This window comes from Cupriavidus sp. WKF15 (assembly GCF_029278605.1).
In the GTDB taxonomy this organism is placed as follows: domain Bacteria; phylum Pseudomonadota; class Gammaproteobacteria; order Burkholderiales; family Burkholderiaceae; genus Cupriavidus.
The window spans coordinates 1,389,243-1,412,381 of record NZ_CP119572.1 but is presented as its reverse complement, the minus strand read 5'-3'; the positions used below and the strand labels follow the sequence as shown (position 1 = coordinate 1,412,381).

Here is a 23,139-nt window from a genome sequence, read left to right as displayed (position 1 = left end):
AAGTGAAGAATGCGATACACCGCTCGCACGACCAGGCAGCTCTGGCGTCACCCTTGCTTTCAAGGTAGTTCCTCTACGCAAGCGCCTCTCCCTGCGCGACAGTCTCCCGCCACGGGCCTTGGAAGCTGCGCGCGCGATAGCGCCGCGGCACGGCCAGGTCGTGCCGCGGCTGGCGGCACGCATCAATCCGGAACATCTACAGCGCCGGTGCTGGCCGTGATCTGGTTGCCGGCGTCGGGACTGGATGAGATCGGCGGCACGTTGACCGGCAGCAGCGTCGGTGCGGTCGTGGTATTGGTGGCGCCGCCGCGCGGGATCGTGCGCACCACCTGCGACGGCGGCAGGGCCTTGCCGGTAGTGAGGTTGTCAAAGACCGCATCCAGCGCGCGGATCAGGTACAGGTGCAGCGGCACGTAGCGGTTGCTGTACCCCGACACGGCCCCGATGAAGGCATCGAAATGCTGCGCGTTCTCGACCTCGATATACGAGAGCTTGCTGGCCGCGCCTTCCTGCTGCCGGTTAAAGCCGAGATACGGCCGCGACGTGTGATTGACCGGCAGCAGGCCATCGCTGCGGCCGTGCACGATCAGTGCTGGCTTGCCACGCAGGTTGCCCGTGCGCTGCGTCTCCGACACGCCCGCCTGCAGTGCCTGCGCCTGGGAACCCGTGCCCGTCAGCAGGTCGCGCAGGCACTTGGCACCGTCGAAGTTGGCATCGGCCCGGTTGCTGGAGGCTGACACCGACTGGCCGTTCAGGAACGGACCATGCTGCAGGTCGCGGTCATTGATCAGTTGCACAGTACTGGTCGGCGGTACGCCGTTGCCGGTCGAGAACATCGACGCCAGCACCGACGGCGTGATCGCCGCCGGCTTGAAGTCGGCCAGCGTGGTGGCGAAGCTGTAGCCACACAGCCGGTCCGTCACGCTGGCCCTGGCGTACGAGTTGGCGTAGGTCACCGAAATCGAGGCCGCCGTATCGAAGAAGGCCAGCGACGGATGCAGCGCATCCGACTCCGGTTCCCAGCCGGCATCATGCAGCGTCGCGAGCGCGCTTGCCGCCTGGTCGCTCACCGTGGTGCCGGTAATCATCTTGTTGTCGACCAGCGTCTGGCACCGGGCAGCGTAGAACGCGTTGGTGGCAAAGGCCGGGGCATTGACCAGCGAAGTTGCCTGGGACGCACATAGCTGCAACAGGTTGGCCGTGGTGATGTAGTCATACAGCTTGTGGCCTGACGCATTGACCGGCTTGCTGCCACGCTTGACCAGGATGCCGGCATTCGGCGGCAGGTTCACGTTGGGTTCGGCCACGGCCACACCGTCGATCATGCCGCCGGCGTCCTGCTCTGCCGCCGCGATCGCCGCGCCGCCGCCATTGGAAACGCTGGAGGCGATCACCAGGATCCTGTTCTTGCCGAGGGTCCGCTGGCGCACGCCGTTTCCGGCAACCAAGCCAAAGCGGTCATTGATCGCCCAGATGCCGAAATCGATCGCCTGCAACGTGAACTTGCCCCAGTCTTTTTCCGGGTTGCGCTGCGAATGGGCATGCTTGAACGCGAGTCGATGCGGGGCCTGGCTCGTGAAGTCGGCCAGTGACAGGATGCCTGGCCGCGCCGCGAACTGGGCGTTGCTGCCGGCGGCGTTCCGCGTGGTGCGCGTGCCGTCAATCAGCGGCACGGTGTCAGTGTCCAGGTCATGCGGCGCGGCGCCCGTCCCCTTGTCGGTATAGACCACCGCGCAACCGCGCTTGAGCCCCCACTCGCCCACGGAGATCGCGCCATACACCCCGCGCGAGCCCGACGACGTTGCGGTGATCATGCAAGGCTTGCTGAGATTGAACGTGTTGGGGATCTGCACCAGCATCGTCACGTTCTCCTGGCCGCTGCCGTCGTCGGAGAAGGCCAGGTACTCGACGCCGGCGATCTTGCCCTGCCCGGTGGTGACGTTGCCCTGCGCGTCGACATTGGGTCCGTAGAACGTACCGAAGCCGCCGCCCGCGGTGGTGTCGACGATCGCGCGGTAGTTGGTGTAGATCGCGTAGCGGCGCAGCTCGGCCGCAGTCGGCGCGGTGGGATTGGCCGGTACCGGTGCCGTGGCGCTTGCCAGCCCATCCTTGCCGAGGCCGGCCGTCAGCAGGTCGTCGGTCGTGCCGTCGTAGGCCTTGATCGTCACGGTGCCGATATTGGCGGGCTTGATATTCGGGTTGGTATTGCCGTCGCCGCTGTCCCCGCCGCAAGCCACGGCCAGCAGTGCCGCAACGGCCGCGAAGGCGACCTTGCCAAGGCGATGAAAGTTGTCGTGCTGCATGGGACCTCCTGGTTTGCTGACTATCCGCTCATGCCGAGAAGACTTCCGAACTGCAAACTGCCGGGCCAATGCTGTGCGTTCCGTGCGGCGCGGCTCAGGGTGCCGCGTCTTGCGCCATGCCGGCGCCGCGCAGCCGCCCCACTACGCCCTGCGGAAAATAGTAGACGCTGAGGATGAACAGCAGCCCCAGCCACAGCAGCCAGCGGTCCGGGTGAAGCAGCCCGGAAAGCAGCGGCACGGATGCCGTGGCCTCGCTCGCCAGCTTCATCACGTCCTGCAGGTAGGTCTGCGCGAGCAGGAACAGCGTGGTGCCGATGACCGCGCCATAGAGCGTGCCCATGCCCCCGATCACGACGATCAGCAGGATATCGACCATGATTTCGAACGACAGCGAGGTGTCCGGCCCGTTATAGCGCAGCCAGAGCGCCATCAGCACGCCGGCCATGGTGGCAAATATGGCAGACAGCACGGTGGAGACTGTGCGGAAGACCACGGTCCGGTAGCCGATCGCCTCGGCGCGGAAGTCGTTCTCGCGGATGGCCTGCAGCACGCGGCCGAACGGCGAGTTGACGATGCGCAGCAGCAGCAGGAACAGCACCACCGCGCCGGCAAACACCAGGTAGTAGCTCAGCAGCTTGCCGTTGAGCGGCACGCCGAACCATTCGGCATCGAGCGAAAAGCCTGGGCGCAGTGCCTCCGGCACCTTGAAGCTCAGGCCGTCCTCGCCGCCGGTCCATTCGGACCATTGCGAGACCAGCGTGGCGAAGGCCGTGGCCACGGCCAGCGTGATCATGGCGAAGAAGATCGCCCGCACGCGCAGCGAAAACAGGCCAACCAGGAAGGCCAGCAGCGCCGACAGCGCCAGCGCCGCCGCCGTGCCCGCCAGCAGCGCGCCCCAGCCCGGCTCCATGCGCGACATGGCAATGGCCACGCCATAGCCGCCGATGCCGAAGAACATGGTGTGGGCAAAGGAAACGATGCCGGTATAGCCGAGCAGCAGGTCGTAGCTGGCCACCAGCACCACGAAGATGCAGATCTTGGCCGCCATGTTCAGCGCGCGGGCGCCCGGGAACACGAACGGCGCGCAGGCCAGGGCCAGCACGATCAGCAGCAGCATCGCACTGAGCACGCGGCTGCGAGGGAGGTCGCCGGAAAGCAGTCGGGTCATGTCGTGCCTCTTCTCAGCGCCTGGCCACCGGAAACAGCCCCTGCGGGCGCCAAAGCAGGATCAGCATCATCAGCAGGATGTTCGAGAACAACGCGGCCTTCGGCAACAGGAATCCCGTGTAGTTGGCCATCAGCCCCACCAGCAGCGCGCCGACAAAACAGCCCGTGGTCGAGCCCAGCCCGCCGATGATGATGACGATGAAGATCAGCACATTGACCTGCGCGCCGATCGCCGCCGTGATGTTCTGCTGGTACAGCCCCCACAGCACGCCGCCCATGCCGGCCAGCGCGGCACCGGCCACGAACACGGCGATGAAGAGCCGCCGCACGCGATAGCCGAGCGCCTCCACCATCTCGCGGTTCTCCACGCCGGCCCGGATCAGCAGTCCGATACGCGTGCGGTTGAGCAAGAGCAGCATGGCGACGAACACGACCAGCCCGAGCACCATGGCCACCAGCCGGTACTTTTCGATGGCGGCGTCGCCGAGCAGCACCGCGCCGCGGAACGCCGCCGGCACCTCCAGCGCGATCGTCTCCGCCCCCCAGATGGCCTTGATCAGCTGCTCGGCGACGATCATGCCGCCCATGGTGGTCAGGATCTGCTTGAGGTGCTGGCCGTAGACCGGGCGCACCACCACGCGTTCGAAGAACAGCCCGACCGCCCCGGCCGCCGCCATGGCCGCCAGGATCGCCAGCGCGAACACCGCGAGGTTCAGCGCCAGGCTGTCGGCCTGCACCCACCCCGACAGCGGCAGCAGTACCGAGGCCGCCACATACGCGCCCAGCGCGATAAAGGCGCCGTGACCAAAGTTGAGCACGTCCATCAGGCCGAACACGAGCGTGAGGCCCGACGAGACCACGAAGATGATCATGCCCATGGCCAGCCCGGCAATGGTCAGCGTGAGCCAGGTGGAACCACTGCCCACCAGCGGGAAAGCCAGCAGCATCAGCAAAGGTGCAAGGGCCAACGGCGTCCAGTCGAGACGGACTCTTGGCAAGTCTGCGGGGCCAGCAGTCGGTATGGTTGTGGAGGTTGTCATGAGTCTCGTCATGCTGTTTGTGCGCTCCCCTCCCCCGCTCGCGGGAGTGGGGAGCAAACCCGTCGCAGTCACCTGCGTCGCTACTGATGCGCCGCCAGCGACAACCCCAGCAGCCGTTGCTGCAACGCGTCATCCCGCGCCAGCGCCGCCATGTCACCGGCATGCACGATGCGCCCGTCATCCATCACCGCCACCGTATCGCCGACCGATTTCGCCATATGGAAGTTCTGCTCCACCAGCAGGATCGACACCTCGGTCTGCTTCAGTTCGCGGAACGCGGCGATCATGTTCTCGATGATGGCCGGCGCCAGCCCCTTGGTCGGTTCATCCACGATCAGCAGCTTGCGCGGCTCGATGATGGCGCGTGCCACCGACAGCATCTGCTTCTGCCCGCCGGACAGCACGCCGGCGCGCTGGTGCCAGAACGTCTTCAGCGCGGGAAACATGCGGAATACCCAGTCCAGCCGCCGCGTGTCGATGGCGCCAGTGCGCGCGGCCAGCCGCATGTTCTCGGCCACGGTCAGGTCGGAAAACACGCCCATGTTCTCGGGCACGTAAGCGATGCCTGCCTGCGCGATGGCGGGCGTGCCCTGCCCTGTGATGTCGGCCCCATCGAACGTCACGGTGCCCTCACTGGCGCGCCACAGGCCCATGATGGTGCGCAGCGTCGTCGTCTTGCCCGCGCCATTGCGCCCCAGCAGCATGGTCACGCCGCCGCGCGGCACCTCGAAGCTCACGCCGTGAAGGATGTGGTACGGGCCGATATGGGTCTGCACGTCGCTCAGCCGCAGGATCGGTTCGGCATTTGCGCGCTCAGGCATGGCTCGCCTCCACGTCCACGCCGGCTTGCGCCACGCCCAGGTACGCCTGCTGCACGATCGGCGAGGCCATGACCTCCGCCGGCTTGCCGTCGGCCATCAGCGTGCCGTTGTGCAGCACGACGATGCGGTCGGCCAGCGAGCGCACCACGTCCATCTTGTGTTCCACCAGCAGCACGGTCTTGCTCCGGTCCTGCCGGATTTCGCGGATCAGGTCGAGGATCACCGGCACCTCGTCCACGCTCATGCCCGCGGTGGGCTCGTCGAACATGAAGATGCGCGGCTGCAGTGCCAGCAGGATGCCGACCTCCAGCTTGCGCTGGTCGCCGTGCGGCAGCGCGGCCACCGGCAGGTGACGCTTGTCGGCCAGCGCCACGCGCTCCAGGCAGGCCTCGGCCTGCGCGCGCACGCCGCGGTGGCTGGTCCACATCGACAGCAAGTCGATGCCGCGCTGCTGGCGCGCCTGCACGGCCAGCCGCACGTTCTCCAGCACAGGCAGGTTCGGGAACAGGCTGGTCAGCTGGAACGCGCGTCCAAGGCCACGGCGTGCCCTGCGCGAAGCCGGCAGGCGCGTCACGTCCTGGCCATCGAGCAGGATCTGGCCCGCACTGGCCGGCAATTGCCCCGAGACCAGGTTGAAATAGGTCGTCTTGCCCGCGCCGTTGGGGCCGACGATGCAGGTCAGCTCGCCGGGCCGGAACGCGCACGATACTGCGTTGACGGCCACGTGCCCGCCGAAGCGGATGGTGAGCCCGCGCGTCTCCAGCATCGGCGGCTGCGCCGGATTGGCTGCCACGGCCATCAACGGTGGTTGCGGATTGGCACGTTCATCTCCTCGGGCTTGATCTCGCGGACCAGTTCGGGCACGCCCCAGGCGAAAGCCGGGTCCACCTTGATCCTGAAGTGGTACATCGACTGCATGGCCTGGTGATCCTCCTTGCGGAAGACCATGCGGCCCTTGGGCGTTTCGAACGCCATGCCTTCCATCGCGGTGATCAGCTTCTCGGAGTTGGTGTCGCCGCCGGTCTTCTTGAGCGCTTCTACCAGCGCGATACCGGCCGACATGCCCCCTGCCGTGAAGAAGTCAGGCGGCGACTTGAACTTGCTGTAGTGGTTCGACACGAGCCATTCGTTGGCCTTGTTCTTCGGGATGCCGAAGTAGTAGTACGTGGCGCCCTCCATGCCCGGGAAGTTCTTGTAGCTGGCCATCGCCGGCAGGATATTGCCGCCGGTGGCGATCTCGATGCCGTAGCGCTTGGGGTCGAGGTCCGCGATCTTGAACGGATTGCCGGCGCCGGCCCAGATGATGAAGATCACCTTGCGGCCCGACTTGTCCTTGAGCGCGTCGAACAGGCGCTGCGCACCGGCGGTGAAGTCGGTGGTGTTGGTCGGCAGGTATTCCTCATGGACGATCTTCGCGTTCTTCAGCGCGCCCTTGAACGCCTTCACGCCATCGCGGCCGAAGGCATAGTCCTGCGCCAGCGTGGCGATCTGCACGCCGGGCTTGTCCAGGGCGACGGCATTCGAAATGGCGTCCTGCGAGGAATTGCGGCCCGTGCGGAAGATGTAGCGATTCCACTTGTCGCCGGTAATGGAGTCGGCCACGGCGGGCTCGACCAGCAGAATCTTCTTGTATTCCTCCGCTACCGGCAGCATGGCCAGCGCCGTGCCGGAAGACGTCGGTCCCAGCGCGATGTCGGCGCGGTCGTCGCTGTAGGCGGCGGCAAGCTGGGCCTTGGCCACGTCGGGCTTGCCCTGGGTGTCCTTTTCGATCACCACGAGCTTGTTGCCATTGACGGTCATGGTGCCGTTGGTGGCGTACTCCAGGCCCATCATCAGGCCGGTCTGGGTCTGTTTCGCGTAGGCCTCGAGCGCCCCGGTCTTGTCGTAGACGTGGGCAATCCGGATGTCCCTGGCAAGCACGCCGCCACTGGCGAGCAGGCTGGCGGCAAGCGCCACGGCGTGTACAGCGATGGTGCTGCGTTGCATGGTGATCTCCTCTTCTTCGGTCTCTCGGTCTCGTCGGTCTCGTCGGTCTTTCCAGCTTCTTGTTACTGTTCTTGCCTGAAAACTCGCCCGGCCGTCCGGCCGAAGACGCCGATCACCGCGCCTGCAGTCCGTGCGTGATCATGTCGAAGGCGGCATCGACCACCTTGTCCATCGAGGCCGGCCGCTTCCACAGTGCGTAGCGCATGCCAAGGAAGTTGCTGATGCCGATCAGGCACCAGGCGCGCACCTCGGCGTCGCCGGGGCAAACCTCGCCCTGTTCGGCAGCCCGGTCCAGGCGCCGGCTGTACAGGTCCGCAAAGACCTGGAAGTAGCCGCTATAGATGGTCTCGTCCACCGAATACGAATCGAGCACGATCCGGTAGAGATTCTTGTGTCGGGAAACGAAGGACAGGAACGCCTTCAGGCCGAGCCGTTCGGCCTCCATCTGGCTGGTGGCCGGTGCCGCGTGCTTGCGCAGGTGGGCGCGCAACAACTCCAGCATGTGCTGGACCAGCGCGCGGAAGATATCTTCCTTGTCCTGGAAGTACAGGTAGAAGGTGCCCATGGCCACCTTGGCTTCCTGCGTGATTTCGGATATCGATGCGACGTAGTAGCCCTTCTCGCCGAACACCTTCTCGGCGGCACGCAGCAGGGACTCGCGTGTTTTCTGCCCGCGCGCGGTCTTGGGCGGGCAGATGCCGGAGTCGGTCCTGCCGGAATCGGTCTGGGACATCGTGTCTCCACTGTGGCGCTCGGGCGCCCTCTGTGCCTGATACCTGCGTGTGATACCAGCGTGTGATACCAGCATCGCGCGACCTGCCCGCCGCCCGGCCTCCTCTGCCCGGGGCGGCACCGCGAAACATGATGACTGATTCACGTTTCATCGTATAGAGAGCCGCCGGCAGGTGTCAATTCATGGCTTTCCCGTATCACACGCGGCACCGACGCCGGCGGCTCCCGCAAGCCGGCCATGCCGCCAGGCCCCCGCTGCGGGCGTTCAGGCCACGAAGCGGTAGGTCCACAAACCCAGCCCGGCGAGCAGCAGCGAGCCACCCAGATGGGTGACCACATGCAGCAGCGCCCATCCGTAGTCGCCGGACATCAGGTTGGCCAGCGCTTCGCTGGAAAAGGTGGAAAACGTGGTCAGGCCGCCGAGAAAGCCGGTGATCGCCAGCAGGCGCCATTCGGGGGGCAGCCCCGGATGGGAACCGAAGAAGCCGACGGCCAGGCCGATCAGGTAGCCGCCCAGCAGGTTCGCGGCCAGGGTACCGTACGGCAGGGCCGGATTCAGGGCGTTCCACATGACCGAGAACCCCCAGCGCAGCCATGCGCCGATCGCCGCGCCGACGCCGACAGCCACAAAACCCAGAGCGCCCATCAGTTGCCGCCGTCGCTGCCGGCGTCAGCGCCGCTGGCGTTGAAGGACGGAATTCCCCAGCGCTTCAGGGCCGCCTCGTCGGTCACGCGGGCGTCGACCCAGCGCGCGCCTTCCGGCGTCTCTTCCTTTTTCCAGAACGGTGCCTCGGACTTGAGGTAGTCCATGATGAATTCGCATGCCGCGAATGCGTTGCCGCGGTGCGCGGATGCCACGGCCACCATCACGATCTGGTCCAGCGGCAGCAGCGGCCCGACGCGGTGGATGATGGTCACGCCCAGCAGTTCCCAACGCGCGCAAGCGGCGGCCTCGATCTGTGCGAGCGCCTTCTCGGTCATGCCCGGATAGTGCTCAAGCTCCATCGCGCTGACCGCGCTGCCTTCGCTCACATCGCGCACGGTGCCGATGAAGCTCGCCACCGCGCCCACGGCCGGCCGGCCGGCCCGCAGCGCCGCCACTTCGGCGCCGAGGTCGAAATCCTCGCGCTGTACCCTCACGCTCATGTCAGCCTCCGGTTACCGGCGGGAAGAAGGCCACTTCGCAGCCGTCGGCAATGGCCGTATCGGCGCGGGCCACGGCGTGGTCGACGGCCATGCGCAGCGCGCGGCCTTCGGCCAGGGCCTCGGCCCACGCCCCGCCGCGCGTGCGCAGCCACTGGCGCAACTCGCCCACCGTGCGCACGTCGCCCGGGACTTCCGCGCGTTCCGCGGCAACGCCGAGCTGTTCGCGCACGCTGGCAAAGAAACGTAGTTCGATATTCATCACGACTTCTTGCACCGTCTGTACCGCCCGCTATGCCAGCACGCCGTCAAACGGAATGAACTGCACGGTATCGCCGTGCGCGATCGCCCGGTCGGGCGGGTTGTCGATCAGGCCGTCGCCCCACACCGTGGAGGTCAGCACGCCCGAGCTCTGGTTCGGGAACAGGTCCAGGCCGCCATTGGCATTGAGGCGCGCGCGCAGGAATTCATTGCGGCGGTCGCCCTTCTTCAGTTCGAAGTCCGCGCGCAGCGGCAGACGCCGTGGCGTCACGTCGGCCACGCCCTGCAGGCGCAGGATAAAGGGCCGAACGAACAGCAGGAAGGTGACGAAACTTGATACCGGGTTGCCCGGCAGCCCGAGGAAAAACGCAGAATCGCTGCCGTCGTTGCGGACCTGGCCGAACGCCAGCGGCTTGCCCGGCTTGATCGCGATCTGCCACATGTCCAGGCGCCCCTCGGCTTCCACCGCGGGCCTGATATGGTCTTCCTCACCGACCGAGACCCCGCCCGATGTAATGATCAGGTCATGGCCCTGTGCGGCCTTGCGCAGCGTCTCGCGAGTGGCGGCCAGCGTGTCGGGCACGATGCCCAGGTCGCTGACTTCGCAGCCGAGGTTTTCGAGCAGGCCGCGCAGCGTGAAACGATTCGAGTTGTAGATGGCACCCGGCTTAAGCGGCTCGCCAGGCATGGCCAGTTCATCGCCCGTGAAGAACACCGCAACGCGCACACGGCGCACCACCTCAAGCCGCGCCTGGCCCACCGAGGCAGCCAGGCCCAGCGCCTGCGGCGTGAGCCGCGTGCCGGCGGGCAGGATCACGCTGCCGGCCTCGATATCCTCGCCGGCGCGCCGGATCCATTCGCCGGACTGCGGCACGTGGTTGACGATCACGTCGTTGCCATCGGCCACGCACTGCTCCTGCATCACCACCGCGTCGGCGCCGGGCGGGATCAACCCGCCGGTGAAGATGCGCGCGGCGGTACCCGGCGCCAGTTCCGTGCCGACATGGCCAGCCGGAATGCGTTGCGACACGGGCAGGCGCGTACCCGCGGCCGGCACATCGGCGGCGCGCATCACATAGCCATCCATCGACGTATTGTCGGCAGGCGGCACCTGCAGGGAACTGGTGACCGGATTGGCCAGCACACGGCCGTTGGCGGCCAGGGTGTCGACGTGTTCGACCTGGGCCAGCGGACGGGCGGCGGCCAGCAGGGCATCAAGCGCCTGGGCCATGGTCAGCATCGGGGGGCGGGAGGACGCTGCAGCTTGGGTCATGGTGGGATGTATGGGTTCGGAGCGCCCATGAAAAACGGCCCGCGCATTGCGCCGCACAGCGTATATCGGCTGGTGCGGGCAATCCGGGGGCCGGGACTGGGCCACGGCTAGCCTGATTGTAGCGAGTTGGCGCCGCCAAGGCATGCGGCGGCGCCGCAGCCACCTGGAGGCGCCCGCGCTTACAGGCCGGTGTGGCCGGCGATGAAGGCCTTGACCTGGCTGGCGTCGTTGGCAATCACCTCGAAGCGCTGCGGCAGCTTCTCGATGCCTTCGAAGGCGGCGGGACGCTCCGGCTCATGGCCCAGTGCCTCGCGGATGGTGTCGGCGAACTTGGCCGGCAGCGCGGTTTCCAGCACCACCATCGGCACGCCCGCGCTGAGATGCTCGCGCGCCACCTTGATGCCGTCGGCAGTATGGGTATCGATGGTGATGCCATAGCGCGCCGACAGGTCGCGGATGGTCGCCACGCGATCATCGTGCGTGCTGCGGCCCGAGACAAAGCCGAATTCGCCGCGGATGCGCTCGAATTCCGGCGTGCCGGACAGGTCGAAGCCGCCCTTCTCCTCCACGTCGCGGAACAGCGCGGCCAGCTTGCCGCCGTCCTGGCCCAGCAGGTCGAAGATGAAGCGCTCGAAGTTCGACGCCTTCGAGATATCCATGCTCGGGCTCGACGTATGGTAGGTCTCGGCCGACTTGCGCACGCGATAGGCGCCGGTGCGGAAGAACTCGTCGAGCACGTCGTTCTCGTTGGTGGCCACCACCAGCTTGTCGATCGGCAGGCCCATCATGCGCGCGATATGGCCGGCGCAGACGTTACCGAAATTGCCCGACGGCACGCAGAACGACACCTTCTGGCCCGGGCCCGACGTCGCCAGCAGCCAGCCCTTGAAGTAGTACACCACCTGGGCCACCACGCGCGCCCAGTTGATCGAGTTGACCGTGCCGATGTGCTGGCGGGCCTTGTATTCGAGGTCGTTCGAAACCGCCTTGACGATGTCCTGGCAGTCGTCGAACACGCCTTCCACTGCCAGGTTGAAGATGTTCGGGTCCTGCAGGCTGAACATCTGCGCGGTCTGGAACGCGCTCATCTTGCGGTGCGGGCTCAGCATGAACACGCGGATGCCGCGCTTGCCGCGCATCGCGTATTCGGCGGCGCTGCCGGTATCGCCCGAAGTGGCGCCCAGGATGTTCAGCTCCAGCCCGGCACGGCCCAGCGCGTACTCGAACATATTGCCCAGCAGCTGCATGGCCATGTCCTTGAAGGCCAGCGTCGGGCCGTTGGACAGGCCCAGCAATTGCAGCTTGGTGCCACCTTCTTCGCCGAGCGTGCGCAGCGGCGTGATGTCGGCGGTGTTGTCGCCGGGACGGGCGTTGCAGTACACCTCGGCGGTGTAGGTCTTGCGCGTCAGTGCGCGCAGGTCCTCGGCCGGGATGTCGTCGCAGAACTTGCTCAGGATCTCGAAGGCGAGGTCGGCGTACGAGAGCTTGCGCCAGGCTTCCAGCTCATCGGCGGAGACCTGCGGATACTGCACGGGCAGGTACAGGCCGCCGTCCGGCGCCAGGCCGCCCAGCAGGATCTCGGAGAACGATTGCGGCACTTCATGGCCGCGGGTCGACTGGTATTTCATGGGTCCGGATTATCCTGCCGCTCAGTTCAGTTCTTCCATGCGCAGGCGCGTGACCGGCGACAGCACGGTCGGCAGCGACTCGATCTTCGCGATGGCGGCATTGACATGCTTCTCGCGGGTCACGTGGGTCAGGATGATGATGTCGGTCTGCGGCTCGCCCTCGCGCGATTCCTTCTGCAGCATGGCGTCGATGGAGATGCCCGCCTCGGCCAGGATACGCGTGATCTCGGCCAGCACGCCGGTCTCGTCCGCCACGCGCATGCGCAGGTAGTAGGCGCTGTTGATTTCCTCGATCGGCAGCACCGGCACGTTCGACAGCTCGTCCGGCTGGAACGCCAGGTGCGGCACGCGGTGGTTCGGGTCGGCGGTATGCAGGCGGGTCACGTCGACGAGGTCCGCGATCACGGCCGAGGCGGTCGGCTCGGCGCCGGCGCCCTTGCCGTAGTAGAGCGTGGCGCCGACGGCGTCGCCCTGCACCAGTACGGCGTTCATCGCGCCTTCGACGTTGGCGATCAGGCGCGAGGCCGGCACCAGCGTCGGGTGCACGCGCAGTTCCACGCCGTCGTCGCGACGGCGCGTGATGCCCAGCAGCTTGATGCGGTAGCCCAGTTCCTCGGCGTACTTGATGTCGGCCGCGGCCAGCTTGGTGATGCCTTCCACGTGGGCGCGGTCGAACTGCACCGGCATGCCGAACGCGATAGCGCTCATCAGCGTGACCTTGTGCGCGGCGTCGACGCCTTCGATATCGAAGGTCGGGTCGGCTTCGGCGTAGCCCAGTTGCTGCGCTTCCTTCAGGACCGTGTCGAAATCCAGGCCCTTGTCGCGCATCTCGGACAAGATGAAGTTGGTGGTGCCGTTGATGATGCCGGCGATCCACTGGATGCGGTTGGCGGTCAGGCCTTCGCGCAGCGCCTTGATGATGGGAATGCCGCCGGCCACCGCCGCTTCGAACGCGACGATTACGCCCTTGCGGCGTGCGGCTTCGAAGATCTCGTTGCCGTGCACGGCGAGCAGCGCCTTGTTGGCGGTGACCACGTGCTTGCCGTTCTCGATGGCCTTGAGCACCAGCTCGCGCGCGATGCCGTAGCCGCCGATCAGCTCCACCACGATGTCGATGTCCGGGCGCGCCACCACCGCGTTGGCGTCGTTGACGATCTCGACTTCGCCGTTGGTCAGCTCGCGTGCGCGCTCGGTGTTGAGATCGGCCACGACGGCGATCTCGATGCCGCGGCCGGCGCGGCGGCGAATTTCTTCCTGGTTGCGCTTGAGCACGTTGAACGTGCCGCTACCGACGGTACCGATGCCGAGCAGGCCGACTTTGATGGGGTTCATGGACAATCTGACTCTAGGTTGCTAAGGATGAGTTGCAGCGGCCGCCCGATCAGGCAGCCACCTTGCCGTGGCGTTTTCGGTACGCCTCCAGGAAGCGCGCGATGCGGTTGATCGCCTCGCGCAGGTCTTCCTCGTGCGGCAGGAATACGATCCGGAAATGGTCCGGCTTGGCCCAGTTGAAGCCCGAGCCCTGCACCAGCAGTACCTTGGACTCCTGCAGCAGTTCATAGATGAACTCCTGGTCGTCCTGCACCGGGTACATCGACAGGTCCAGCTTCGGGAACAGGTACAGCGCGGCCTTGGGCTTGACGCAGCTGACGCCGGGAATCGCGGTGATCAGCTCGTACGCCAGGTCGCGCTGGCGGCGCAGGCGGCCGCCTTCGGCCACCAGGTCGTTGATGCTCTGGTAGCCGCCCAGCGCGGTCTGGATGGCCCACTGCCCCGGCACGTTGGCGCACAGGCGCATCGAGGACAGCATGTTCAGGCCCTCGATATAGTCGAGCGCCGGGCGCTTGTCGCCCGACACCACCATCCAGCCGGCGCGGTAGCCGCATGACCGGTAGTTCTTGGACAGGCCGTTGAACGTCACCGTCAGCACGTCGGTCGACAGCGAGGCGATCGAGGTATGGGTGTTGCCGTCGTACAGGACCTTGTCGTAGATCTCGTCGGCGAAGATGATCAGCCCGTGCTCGCGCGCGATCGCGACGATCTCCAGCAGCAGCTCGTCCGAGTACAGCGCGCCGGTCGGGTTGTTCGGGTTGATGATGACGATGCCCTTGGTATGCGGGGTAATGCGGGCGCGGATATCGTCCGGGTCTGGCATCCACTCGTTGGACTCGTCGCAGATATAGTGCACCGGCGTGCCGCCCGACAGGCTCACGGCCGCGGTCCAGAGCGGATAGTCCGGTGCGGGCACCAGGACTTCATCGCCACTGTTGAGCAGCGCGTTGACCGCCATGACGATCAGTTCCGAGGCGCCGTTACCCACATAGATATCTTCCAGGCCGACGCCCTGGATATTCTTCTGCTGGGTGTAGTGCATGATCGCCTTGCGCGCGGCGAAAATGCCCTTCGAATCCGAGTACCCGGCCGAGTTCGGCAGGTTGCGCATCATGTCCTGCTGGATTTCCTCCGGCGCATCGAAACCGAATACGGCGAGGTTGCCGATATTCAGCTTGATGATCTTGTGTCCCTCTTCCTCCATCTGCTTGGCCTTTTCCAGCACCGGGCCGCGGATGTCGTAGCAAACATTATTGAGTTTGTTGGATTTCTGGATGGGTTTCACGGCGGTGTCAGCGGAGGCGAAAACTGCCGCGTCGGCGGCAGCGAACATGGGAATCCGGATGGAGTGTCTCGGGGCGCCGTCCGCTGCGATGCAACGCAGTCTTGCCGCGAATGTGGCAGACACGGAGGCAAAAGCTATAATTTATCGGATTATGACAGACTTCGGCAGCAATTCTTGCATTGCAGCGTGCCCCGGGAAAACCCGCCGCCGGCGCCTGCCTCCTGCCGTCAATCCGCTGCCTGCCCGCGCCGCCGGCCATCCGCTCAGCGGAAAGCGCCGCTGCGCCCGCCATGCCGCCTCCGGGGCCCCCAATTGAAACTTCACGCCGACCAGCCACAATCGCTTAACACGGTCACGGCCTACGGGCCTGACTACGTCGAAATCAACCTGATACGTCACACCAACTCCGTCCTGGTGCTCCCTGAAGGGGAAGTCCGGCCCTGGCCGGTGGAGCGCTTCGAAGATCTCGAGCCCGCGCACTTCGAGGCACTGGCCGAACTGGGCGCCGAAGTCGTGCTGCTTGGCACGGGTTCGCGCCTGCGCTTCCCGCATCCGCGGCTGACCGCCTCGCTGGCCAGGAAGCACGTTGGCGTGGACGCCATGGACATGCAGGCCGCATGCCGCACATACAATATCCTGATGGCGGAAGGCCGCAAGGTGGCCGCCGTGCTGCTGCTCGAGCGGGAAGCCGCGGACAATTGACCTGTCATTGGCCGGCCAGGAAAAGTTAAGGGGGCGCCACGCTTGAAGTCCATGAGTGCGCCCCAATCTGCTCCCCTCGTGACGCAGGCGTGCTACCCGCGCTGCCTTCGCCCACGCCCTCGCAGCTCTCCGATACCGCCTCCCCTGGAGCCACAACAATGACAGTCAGTCTCAACAAGGCCGTACCCGACTTCAGCGCGCCGGTCACCGGCGACGGCGGCACCTTCCGCCTCTCCGAACAGCGCGGCAAGACCGTGGTGCTGTACTTCTATCCGAAGGACAACACCCCGGGTTGCACGACCGAGGCCATGAACTTCCGCGACCAGTACGACGACTTCGTCAAGGCCGGCGTGGCCGTGTTTGGCATCTCGCGCGACAGCCTGCGCTCGCACGAGAATTTCAAGGCCAAGCTCGAGCTGCCATTCGAACTGATCTCGGACCCGGACGAGGCGGTCTGCAATCTCTTCGATGTCATGAAGATGAAAAAACTCTATGGCAAGGAGCACCGCGGCGTCGAGCGCAGTACTTTCATCCTCGACAGCAAGGGCATCCTGCGCCACGAGCTGCGCGGCATCAAGGTGCCCAACCACGTGGACGAGGTGCTGGAGACCGTGCGCGGCCTCTGAAACACCTTCCGCTCGCCACCGGCAACGCTGCGACGGGACGCACGGGATTGGCATGGCCGCGACACCACGCATACCCTCGCGTGACTCGCAATTGCCAAACCCGAAACCTTCGGATACATTGGCCCGTAATGAGTTCAGATTCCGGATGCCACGCTGATTCGACTTCCTGGCCCAGGCGGTTCGCGCCGCAGGCCGGTAGCGGATCTGCCGTGTCGCAGGTCCGCATGCAAGCCGCCAAACCTGTATCGCAGGGCTGGCGGCTTTTTTGTTTATCCGATGCCCCGGGTGCCCCGCGCGTGCATGCTCCGGTGGCCGCTGGCATTCTCCTTGCGAGATGCCGCACGGATAGTTCCGCCCCCATCTTGTCCCCCTGAAAGGAAAGCCAAGCATGCCGCTGCCTACCATGCCCGCCAAGCCTGCCCAATTGCTGGATCCGAGCGAGTTCGCTCCGGTTTCCGCGGTGCCCAAGGCCAAAGCCGTCACACAGGGAAAGAAACCGGTGCCGGCGCTCGAGCGCGTGGCATTGCTGGAAACCGGCGACACCCAGGCGCCTGCCGCCAAGGCGCGCGCCGCCGCCGGTACCCGCGCCCGCTCGACTCCCACGCCAACCGTGCCGGCCACGCCCGTCGCCGCGGCGCCGGTGAGCCTGGTCAAACCGGCGGCCGGCCCCAACCGCCGCGCACGCAAGGCAGAAGGCCCGAGCAAGCTGTTCGTGCTCGACACCAACGTGCTGATGCACGACCCGAGTTCGCTGTTCCGCTTCGAAGAGCACGATGTCTATCTGCCAATGATGACGCTCGAAGAACTGGACAACCACAAGAAGGGCATGAGCGAAGTCGCGCGCAACGCGCGCACCGTCAGCCGCACGCTCGACTCGCTGGTGAGCGACACCGGCGGCGTGCTCGATGACGGCCTGCCGCTGGCCAAGCTCGGCAACCGCGACGCGCAGGGCAAGCTGTTCTTCCAGACCCGGCTCAACGACATCAAGCTGCCCGAGGGCCTGCCGCAGGGCAAGGCCGACAACCAGATCCTGGGCGTGGTCAGCGCGCTGCAGCAGCAGTTTCCGGAGCGCGAGGTCGTGCTGGTGTCGAAAGACATCAACATGCGCATCAAGGCCCGCGCGCTGGGCCTGCCCGCCGAGGACTACTACAACGACCAGGTCCTGGAAGACAAGGACCTGCTCTACGCGGGCGTGATGCAGTTGCCCGGGGATTTCTGGACCAAGCACGGCAAGGGCGTCGAGAGCTGGCAGGACCCGAAGACCGGCGCAATGTTCTACCGCCTGACCGGCCCGCTGGTGCCCTCCTTCCTGGTCAACCAGTTCGTCTACCTGGAGCCGGTGGACGGCAGCCTGCCGCTCTACGCGCAGGTCAAGGAGATCAACGGCAAGACCGCGCTGCTGCAGACCCTCAAGGACTACACGCACCACAAGAACAACGTGTGGAGCGTGACCGCGCGCAACCGCGAGCAGAACTTCGCGCTCAACCTGCTGATGAACCCGGACATCGACTTCGTCACGCTGCTGGGCCAGGCCGGTACCGGCAAGACGCTGCTGGCGCTGGCCGCGGGCCTGGAGCAGGTGCTGGACCAGAAGCTGTACAACGAGATCATCGTCACCCGCGCGACCGTGCCGGTCGGCGAGGACATCGGCTTCCTGCCCGGCACCGAGGAAGAGAAGATGCAGCCGTGGATGGGCGCCTTCGACGACAACCTCGAAGTCCTGCAGAAGAGCGACGACAGCGCCGGCGAATGGGGCCGCGCGGCAACGCAGGAGCTGATCCGCTCGCGCATCAAGGTCAAGAGCATGAACTTCATGCGCGGCCGCACCTTCGTCAACAAGTTCCTCATCATCGATGAAGCGCAGAACCTGACGCCGAAGCAGATGAAGACGCTGGTCACGCGCGCGGGCCCGGGCACCAAGATCATCTGCCTGGGCAATATCGCGCAGATCGATACGCCGTACCTGACCGAGGGTTCGTCGGGCCTGACCTACGTGGTGGACCGTTTCAAGGGCTGGAGCCACAGCGGCCACATCACGCTGGCACGCGGCGAGCGCTCGCGCCTGGCCGACCACGCCGGCGACGTACTGTAAGGCATACCGCCGGCCTGCCCCTGCGGCAAGCTGGCGGAGAGAATCCGCGCCCCGGCCCTCGGGCCGCGGGCGCTTGTTCCGTTCGCGACGAGATCGCTCGACAGGAGGCGTCGATGAGCCATCAGCAACCGCACGGCCGGCATTGTCAGCCGGCCGCCGCGCTCCGGCCCTGGGATCGCAAGCGCATGCTGGCGTTAGCCACGCTGGCCGCCGCCGGCATGGCGCTGTCTGCGGCCTGGCGGCCCGCGCGTGCCGCCGACGAGATGGTGATCCGCACCATGGGGCCGGTGAGCTACGTATGTGGCGGCATTGCCGAAGACGAGCGCAAGGCGCTCGCCAACCTGGAAAAGAACTTCAACATGGGCGTCCAGTTCTCGCAGGGCGGCAATGGCGAATTCCTCTCAGACGTGGCCGTACGGTTGTTGCGTGACGACCAGGAGGTCGCCGCCTTCCGCGCCGCCGGCCCACGCTGCCTCATACGTGCGCCAGAAGGCAGCTACAATATCGAGGCCAGTTACAAGGGCCAGACCAAGACCATCAAGATCGGCACCGGAAGCCGCGACGTTCAGTTGCGCTGGTAACGGAAGGATCCGGGTCGGGGCTGGCGACCGACCAGACAGGATGCCTTCGCGCCGTTCCCTTGCCCATTGCGCCATCCGGTTGCGCCTGCCCGCGGTTCCCGCCGCGGCGCGGCTGCCGCTGGTTTGCGTCGCCGCCCTGCTGCTGGCGGCCTGCGCCGGTGCGCCAGCCTCGCGCCAGGCAGGCCTGTCACGCGCGCCAGGCAAGCCGATGATCGATCCGAGCGCGGGACTCGAGGAAATCTCCATCCAGGCCATGTCGCTGGTCGGCACGCCATACCGCTACGGTGGCAATACGCCCGACAGCGGCTTCGACTGCAGCGGCCTGGTGCGATACGTGGTCGCCCGCGCCGCCAACGTAAACCTGCCGCGCACCACCGAGGCCATGGGCACGCGCGGGTCGGCACTGGACCGCAGCGAGGTGGCATCAGGCGACCTGGTCTTCTTCAATACCACGGGCCGCGCCAATTCCCATGTCGGCATCTACGTCGGCCAGAACCGCTTCGTGCATGCGCCGTCCAGCGGCGGCACCGTGCGCCTTGAGGACATGGGCAAGTCTTACTGGGCATCCCGGTACAACGGTGCGCGACGCGTGGTCGCGGCGATCAATCAGCCGCTGCCGGCCCCGGCCCTGGCCCCAGAGCCGCCAGCCGCGCTGCCCGAGTCCGTGCCGCCTGTCGACGACGATCCGATCGCCGCCTTCGCCAACCAGTAGGATGCCCAGAACGACAAGGAGCCAGGCAGCTGCCTGGCTCTTCTTCATGCGCAGAGGTTTCGCCGTGTCTTACAGGATGTGGCGGCCAACCCACCACGCAATCGCGGACATGAACGCCGAAGCCGGGATCGTCAGCACCCAGGCCCATACGATATTGCCGGCCACGCCCCAGCGCACCGCCGACATCTTCTGGGCGGAGCCCACGCCGACGATCGCGCCGGTAATCGTGTGCGTGGTCGACACGGGCACGCCCAGCGCCGACGCGAAGAACAAGGTCAGCGCACCGCCGGTTTCCGCGCAGAAGCCGCCCACCGGCTTGAGCTTCGTGATCTTCTGGCCCATGGTCCGCACGATGCGCCAGCCGCCGAACAGCGTGCCCATGCCGATGGCCACGTAGCAGCACACGATCACCCAGACTGGCGGCTCGCCGCCGGCGGCGACATGGCCGCTGGCGATCAGCAGCATCCAGATGATGCCGATGGTCTTCTGCGCGTCATTGCCGCCGTGGCCCAGGCTGTATAGCGAGGCCGAGGCCAGCTGCAGCCGGCGGAACCAGCGGTCCACGCGCGAAGGCGGCGTGCGAAAGAAGGTCCAGCCCACGATCACCATCATCAGCGACCCGAGAATAAGGCCCAGCAGCGGCGAGACCACGATGAACACCACCGTCTTCAGCAGCCCGTTGCCCACCAGCGCGCCGGTGCCCGCCTTGGCCACCGCGGCACCCACCAGGCCACCGATCAGCGCATGCGAGGACGACGAGGGGATGCCGTAGTACCACGTGATCCCGTTCCAGGCGATGGCCCCGACCAGCGCGCCGAATATCACGTAGTGGTCGACGATATTGACGTCCACGGTGCCCGTGCCCACGGTCGCCGCCACCTTCAGGTGGAAGATGAAGATCGCAATGACGTTGCACATTGCCGCCATCGCCACCGCATGGTGCGGCTTCAGCACGCCCGTGGAAACCACCGTGGCGATCGAGTTGGCCGCGTCGTGGAAGCCGTTCATGAAGTCGAACAGCAGCGCGAGCGCCACCAGCAGGCCGATCACCCACAGGCTCATTTGAATGGTATGCATTGCCGATTCCGCGTCAGGCGTTTTCCAGGACGATGCCTTCGATGATGTTGGCCACGTCCTCGCACTTGTCGGTAATCGTTTCGAGCTGCTCGTAGATGGCCTTCAGCTTGATCAGGCGCTTGACGTCGGTCTCGTCGCGGAACAGCTTTGACATGGCCGAGCGCATCACGCGGTCGGCTTCCGACTCGAGCTGGTCGATCTGCTGGGCGGTCTTCAGGATGGTGCTGGCGTTGCCCATGTCCTCGAGCAGGCCTACGGCGATCTTGACCTGGTCGCAGCACTGCACGCAGATGGCCGCCAGCCGCAGCGCCTCGTCGGTCAGGCTGGTCACGTCGTACAGCGAGATCGTTTCCGCCACGTCTTCCATCAGGTCCAGGATGTCGTCCATGGTCGTGATGAGCTTGTGGATCTCGTCGCGGTCCAGCGGCGTGATGAAGGTCTTGTGCAGCAGGTCGATGGTGTCGTGCGTGATCCGGTCGGCCTTCTTTTCGGTCGCCTGGACCCGGCGGGCATGCGCCTCGGCATTGGGCAAGTCATTGACCAGTGTCTGCAGTTCCTGGGCGGCGGTCACCGCGCAGTCGGCATGCTGGTTGAAGTATTCGAAGAACTTGCCCTCGGTGGGCATGAATCGGCCGAACATGGAATGTTCCTTGTCGCAGCGTGTTGGCGCTGCTTGGTTTGTTGCTGGAGGATGATACGCAATGCGTCGCGTGACAGCGGTCTTTTGGACCGCTGTCACCAAAGCGCAATATTTTACAGGGTTGTGGCCGCAATGCCTGCCGGTATGTCGCAAACGAGACGCTCGGCGACAGGCAGGCTTGACTTCAGGTGTCGTTGTCGAAGAAGGCCGGGCCGCCGCTAAAGTTGTCGAACTTGGTGAACTGACCCAGGAAGGTCAGGCGCACCGTGCCGATCGGACCGTTACGCTGCTTGCCGATGATGATTTCGGCCGTGCCCTTGTCCTGCGAATCGGGGTTGTAGACTTCGTCGCGGTAGATGAACAGGATCACGTCAGCATCCTGTTCGATGGCGCCCGATTCACGCAAGTCGGACATCACGGGCCGCTTGTTGGGGCGCTGTTCCAGGCTTCGGTTGAGCTGCGACAGCGCAATCACCGGGCAGTTCAGCTCCTTCGCCAGGCCCTTGAGCGAACGCGAGATCTCGGAGATTTCGGTAGCCCGGTTCTCGCCGCCGCCGGAGCCGGACATCAGCTGCAGGTAGTCGATGATGATCAGGCCGAGCTGCCCGCACTGGCGCGCCAGCCGGCGCGAGCGCGCACGCAGCTCCATCGGGTTCAGCGCCGGCGTCTCGTCGATAAAGAGCTGGGCGTCGTTCATGCGCTGGATGGCATGGGTCAGGCGCGGCCAGTCTTCGTCGAGCAGGCGGCCGGTACGCAGCCGGTGCTGGTCGAGACGGCCGACCGAGCCCAGCATACGCATCGCCAGCTGGGTACCCGCCATTTCCATCGAGAACACCGCGACCGGCAACCCCTGCTCTACCGCCACGTGTTCGCCGATGTTCAGCGAAAACGCGGTCTTACCCATCGACGGGCGTCCCGCGACGATGATCAGGTCACCGGCCTGCATGCCGCTGGTCATCTTGTCGAGGTCGATGAAGCCGGTTGGCACACCGGTCACGTCGGTGGTCGAGTCCCGGTGGTACAGCTCGTCGATCCGCTCCACCACCTGCGTCAGCAGCGGCTGGATTTCCTGGAAACCCTTCTGGCCGCGCGAACCCTCTTCGGCAATGGCGAAGACCTTGGACTCGGCCGCATCCAGCAGCTCGCGGACTTCTCGCCCCTGCGGCGCGAAGGCCGACGACGCAATGTCGTCCGCCACGGTCACCAGCTTGCGCAGCACCGCGCGCTCGCGCACGATCTCCGCGTAGCGGCGGATATTGGCGGCGCTGGGCGTGTTCTGCGCGAGCGAGTTCAGGTAGGCCAGTCCGCCCACCTCCTCGGCCTTGCCAGCCACCTGCAGCATTTCATAGACGGTGATGACGTCGGCGGGCTTGGTGGCCGAGATCAGCTTCGCGATGTTCTGGAAGATCAGCCGGTGGTCAAAGCGGTAGAAGTCCGCTTCGGCGATGAAATCGGCAATGCGGTCCCAGGCGGAATTGTCCAGCAGCAGGCCACCAAGCACCGATTGCTCGGCCTCGATCGAATGCGGCGGTACCTTGAGACTTTCAAGTTGGGGGTCGGCGACGGGCGCGTTCATGGGGTGGGATTATACCGGCGGGCAGACCCTGGCCGGCTGACATTTGCGCGGCAACAATTCTGCATCAGGCCTTGACAGCGCCGGGTGTGCCGCAAAAAAAGCGTCATGATACGAATGCGGCGGACAAAGAAAAAGGCAGGAGCCACGCTCCTGCCTTTTTAC

22 protein-coding genes are annotated in these 23,139 nt (G+C 65.7%); 5 read left to right on the top strand and 17 right to left on the bottom strand.

Annotated elements, in window-relative coordinates; translation table 11 throughout:
* Positions 1-182: 182 nt before the first annotated feature.
* From CupriaWKF_RS06715 to CupriaWKF_RS06650, 14 genes are all read right to left on the bottom strand, one after another.
* On the bottom strand, positions 183-2,303 hold the full coding sequence (locus CupriaWKF_RS06715) for a D-(-)-3-hydroxybutyrate oligomer hydrolase (protein WP_276100199.1): 2,121 nt from the start codon (positions 2,301-2,303) through the stop codon (positions 183-185).
* Positions 2,304-2,397: 94 nt separating this feature from the next.
* The gene (locus tag CupriaWKF_RS06710; protein WP_276100198.1) at positions 2,398-3,471 is read right to left on the bottom strand and encodes a branched-chain amino acid ABC transporter permease; all 1,074 of its coding nucleotides are present in this window, start codon (positions 3,469-3,471) and stop codon (positions 2,398-2,400) included.
* A gap of 13 nt (positions 3,472-3,484) precedes the next feature.
* Entirely contained in the window at positions 3,485-4,510 is a 1,026-nt protein-coding gene (locus CupriaWKF_RS06705; protein WP_276100197.1) for a branched-chain amino acid ABC transporter permease, read from the bottom strand.
* A gap of 80 nt (positions 4,511-4,590) precedes the next feature.
* Positions 4,591-5,331, bottom strand: a complete 741-nt coding sequence (locus CupriaWKF_RS06700) for an ABC transporter ATP-binding protein (protein ID WP_276100196.1) — start codon at positions 5,329-5,331, stop codon at positions 4,591-4,593.
* Positions 5,324-6,097, bottom strand: a complete 774-nt coding sequence (locus CupriaWKF_RS06695) for an ABC transporter ATP-binding protein (protein WP_276100694.1) — start codon at positions 6,095-6,097, stop codon at positions 5,324-5,326. The genes CupriaWKF_RS06700 and CupriaWKF_RS06695 overlap by 8 nt, the downstream gene beginning before the upstream one ends.
* 32 nt (positions 6,098-6,129) lie before the next feature.
* Positions 6,130-7,317, bottom strand: a complete 1,188-nt coding sequence (locus CupriaWKF_RS06690) for a substrate-binding domain-containing protein (RefSeq protein WP_276100195.1) — start codon at positions 7,315-7,317, stop codon at positions 6,130-6,132.
* Between the two features lie 112 nt (positions 7,318-7,429).
* Positions 7,430-8,050, bottom strand: coding sequence for a TetR/AcrR family transcriptional regulator (locus tag CupriaWKF_RS06685; protein ID WP_276100194.1), 621 nt, complete (start codon positions 8,048-8,050; stop codon positions 7,430-7,432).
* A 264-nt stretch (positions 8,051-8,314) separates the two neighbouring features.
* Positions 8,315-8,695 carry a fluoride efflux transporter CrcB gene (gene crcB, locus CupriaWKF_RS06680; protein WP_276100193.1) on the bottom strand — a complete coding sequence of 127 codons (381 nt, stop codon included), beginning with the start codon at positions 8,693-8,695 and terminating at the stop codon, positions 8,315-8,317.
* Entirely contained in the window at positions 8,695-9,195 is a 501-nt protein-coding gene (gene moaE, locus CupriaWKF_RS06675; RefSeq protein WP_276100192.1) for a molybdopterin synthase catalytic subunit MoaE, read from the bottom strand. Before moaE ends, crcB begins: the two co-directional genes overlap by 1 nt.
* Before the next feature lies 1 nt (position 9,196).
* Positions 9,197-9,454 carry a molybdopterin converting factor subunit 1 gene (moaD, locus tag CupriaWKF_RS06670; protein ID WP_276100191.1) on the bottom strand — a complete coding sequence of 86 codons (258 nt, stop codon included), beginning with the start codon at positions 9,452-9,454 and terminating at the stop codon, positions 9,197-9,199.
* A 30-nt stretch (positions 9,455-9,484) separates the two neighbouring features.
* Positions 9,485-10,726: a gephyrin-like molybdotransferase Glp gene (gene glp, locus CupriaWKF_RS06665; RefSeq protein ID WP_276100190.1), complete on the bottom strand. Its 1,242-nt coding sequence runs from the start codon at positions 10,724-10,726 to the stop codon at positions 9,485-9,487.
* Between the two features lie 179 nt (positions 10,727-10,905).
* A complete protein-coding gene (gene thrC, locus CupriaWKF_RS06660; RefSeq protein ID WP_276100189.1) occupies positions 10,906-12,354 on the bottom strand; it encodes a threonine synthase in 1,449 nt (482 codons plus the stop codon).
* A gap of 21 nt (positions 12,355-12,375) precedes the next feature.
* A complete protein-coding gene (locus CupriaWKF_RS06655; RefSeq protein ID WP_276100188.1) occupies positions 12,376-13,686 on the bottom strand; it encodes a homoserine dehydrogenase in 1,311 nt (436 codons plus the stop codon).
* A gap of 49 nt (positions 13,687-13,735) precedes the next feature.
* Positions 13,736-14,971 (bottom strand): pyridoxal phosphate-dependent aminotransferase, encoded by a 1,236-nt coding sequence (locus CupriaWKF_RS06650; protein WP_224081890.1) that lies wholly within the window; start codon positions 14,969-14,971, stop codon positions 13,736-13,738.
* Positions 14,972-15,283: 312 nt separating this feature from the next.
* Here CupriaWKF_RS06650 and CupriaWKF_RS06645 point away from each other — a divergent pair, with 312 nt between their 5' ends.
* The 5 genes from CupriaWKF_RS06645 to CupriaWKF_RS06625 all read left to right on the top strand — a co-directional run bounded on the left by CupriaWKF_RS06645 (position 15,284) and on the right by CupriaWKF_RS06625 (position 19,684).
* Positions 15,284-15,673, top strand: a complete 390-nt coding sequence (locus tag CupriaWKF_RS06645; protein WP_276100187.1) for an Mth938-like domain-containing protein — start codon at positions 15,284-15,286, stop codon at positions 15,671-15,673.
* 158 nt (positions 15,674-15,831) lie between these two features.
* Entirely contained in the window at positions 15,832-16,299 is a 468-nt protein-coding gene (locus CupriaWKF_RS06640) for a peroxiredoxin (protein WP_276100186.1), read from the top strand.
* Positions 16,300-16,687: 388 nt separating this feature from the next.
* Positions 16,688-18,391, top strand: coding sequence for a PhoH family protein (locus tag CupriaWKF_RS06635; RefSeq protein WP_276100185.1), 1,704 nt, complete (start codon positions 16,688-16,690; stop codon positions 18,389-18,391).
* A gap of 113 nt (positions 18,392-18,504) precedes the next feature.
* Complete coding sequence (locus CupriaWKF_RS06630) at positions 18,505-18,972, top strand: hypothetical protein (protein ID WP_276100184.1); 468 nt, start codon at positions 18,505-18,507, stop codon at positions 18,970-18,972.
* Between the two features lie 40 nt (positions 18,973-19,012).
* The gene (locus CupriaWKF_RS06625; RefSeq protein WP_276100183.1) at positions 19,013-19,684 is read left to right on the top strand and encodes a C40 family peptidase; all 672 of its coding nucleotides are present in this window, start codon (positions 19,013-19,015) and stop codon (positions 19,682-19,684) included.
* Positions 19,685-19,753: 69 nt separating this feature from the next.
* Here the strand turns inward: CupriaWKF_RS06625 and CupriaWKF_RS06620 are convergent, their stop codons facing one another.
* From CupriaWKF_RS06620 to CupriaWKF_RS06610, 3 genes are all read right to left on the bottom strand, one after another.
* Complete coding sequence (locus CupriaWKF_RS06620; protein ID WP_276100182.1) at positions 19,754-20,761, bottom strand: inorganic phosphate transporter; 1,008 nt, start codon at positions 20,759-20,761, stop codon at positions 19,754-19,756.
* 13 nt (positions 20,762-20,774) lie between these two features.
* On the bottom strand, positions 20,775-21,401 hold the full coding sequence (locus CupriaWKF_RS06615; RefSeq protein ID WP_276100181.1) for a DUF47 domain-containing protein: 627 nt from the start codon (positions 21,399-21,401) through the stop codon (positions 20,775-20,777).
* Positions 21,402-21,585: 184 nt separating this feature from the next.
* A complete protein-coding gene (locus tag CupriaWKF_RS06610; protein WP_276100180.1) occupies positions 21,586-22,977 on the bottom strand; it encodes a replicative DNA helicase in 1,392 nt (463 codons plus the stop codon).
* Positions 22,978-23,139: the final 162 nt, after the last annotated feature.